Raw genomic sequence first — 1,649 nt, 5'->3', positions numbered from 1 at the left:
ATTCACTCCTATTTATGATTATAAATAGTTTATATACTTTTTCAAGGAAGTTTTTTACATAATCAACAACTTTTTTAAGGGACTTTTTTTTAATATTGACAACTTTTTGATTTAAAAAACAAACCTGATTAAACACCAAGTCTGCTATATCTTATTGAATTATGTCTTCTACAAATTCATGAACTTCCTGCATCTACTACTGTTATAAATGTTTCCAATTGAGAGTTAAATATAAATCAAATCATTTCTATTTTTTATATTTGTTGTAGATTAAATATTTAAAATCGGATCACTGGTCTCTTTTAAAGAATAACTTCCATTGTCTAAACACCAATTAACAGTTGAACTATTAATTACAATTAACAACTCTTTTACAATCATTTCTACTGTATATTTTTCTTTAAATAATTGATTTTGAAAACATTTATTCACAATATCTATTAAAGTATCGGCTGGATATCCTTCTTCATAAAAATTTCTTTGTTTACTGAAAGGCGATAAATGTGTAGAGTATGAAAGAGCTGTTGATTTTTTCAAAAAGAACATGTGACTTTATAAGTTCTTTGGACGCATATTTTTCATCTATTTTTATGAGATAATCCTTTATCTTGGCATCGAGCTTCTCATGGAATTTTATAGGCTTCCATACAAATTTATATTTGTTGGCATTTGCCTCGAACTTGGTCCCATCCAGATACTGATCCGTTATATCAAGACCAAGCTCATGTATGATTGTCGATGTAACGACAGCAAATAATTCATAGGTATTGGGAAGAACAACTTTGTTGATGAATTCACTGATAGTTTTATAGCTTGGTGTTTCCTGATCCATCAAATACATCGTTCTGAGATCGTATTTGCACATTTCTTCAATGTCTCTCAGTGTTGCCTTTTTGAAGGCAAAACAGAAAAGGATGAGACTGAACAGATTGTAGGGATTGTAGCTGTTTCTTCCTTTAGTTTCACTCTTGAAATTCATGTTTTTTATGATCGTACCTGCTTTGGATTTTTCCAGTATGTACAGTAAAAAATCGATTTTTTTCAATTCCTCATCATACCTGTCAAGAGGAACTAGAAAAAAACCACTATGTGTCGTAAAATATGACATGTGATTTACCTCTTTTCTAGACAAAAAGAGTATATCACACTGTCTCAGGGTTGGATTCCCTGAGCTTTTTTGCATTTTCACAAAAAAAAGAGGTGTTACGAAATTATTCATTTCGTAACAGCCCCTTTTTTTATTCCAGATTTGCATGGTTTTTGATTAAATCTTCATTTTTGAGTCCTAATTTTTGTTTCAACAATAAAATAAGGGCATCACAGGTTAGCCAGCTCAGTTGTTCAAAACTAGATCCTATAGGTTGAATGGATTCAAATAATACTTTATTTTGAAGTCTCGTTGTTCCTGGAAGAACAATACAAGCCTTTGCTATTTTGGCAATATTTCCTTCTTTTTGAAGTGTAATTGTCAAAATAGAAGCTCCATATTCTTTTGCTTTTTTTGCCATTTCAACCAGGGAAGATGTTTTTCCTGAACCTGATAAAATAAAGAGAATATCATCTTTATGAATTGGTGGCGTTGTGACATCTCCCACCACAAAACAACGAAAACCTAAGTGCATTAAGCGATTGGTAAAAGCTTTTACCAC

Annotated in this window: 3 protein-coding genes; all 3 read right to left on the bottom strand. The window is 31.1% G+C overall.

Translation table 11 applies throughout. The features are described 5' to 3' along the window. Positions 1-270: 270 nt before the first annotated feature. A complete protein-coding gene (locus ACI32A_RS06905; protein WP_439754305.1) occupies positions 271-432 on the bottom strand; it encodes a hypothetical protein in 162 nt (53 codons plus the stop codon). A 52-nt stretch (positions 433-484) separates the two neighbouring features. After that, the gene (locus tag ACI32A_RS06900) at positions 485-1,108 is read right to left on the bottom strand and encodes a transposase (RefSeq protein ID WP_439754304.1); all 624 of its coding nucleotides are present in this window, start codon (positions 1,106-1,108) and stop codon (positions 485-487) included. 130 nt (positions 1,109-1,238) lie between these two features. Further along, on the bottom strand, positions 1,239-1,649 hold a 411-nt coding region (gene hxlB / locus ACI32A_RS06895), incomplete at its 5' end, for a 6-phospho-3-hexuloisomerase (RefSeq protein WP_439754303.1).

The sequence above is a fragment of the Floccifex sp. genome, from assembly GCF_051873555.1.
In the GTDB taxonomy this organism is placed as follows: Bacteria; Bacillota_I; Bacilli_A; order Erysipelotrichales; family Erysipelotrichaceae; genus Floccifex.
Note: the sequence above shows the minus strand (reverse complement) of the source record. Positions and strands in the feature narration are given on the sequence as shown.

Bases quoted from the DNA above. Each gene is read 5' to 3' on its own strand.
- ACI32A_RS06900 (WP_439754304.1), bottom strand. From the start codon at position 1,108: ATGTCATATTTTACGACACATAGTGGTTTTTTTCTAGTTCCTCTTGAC.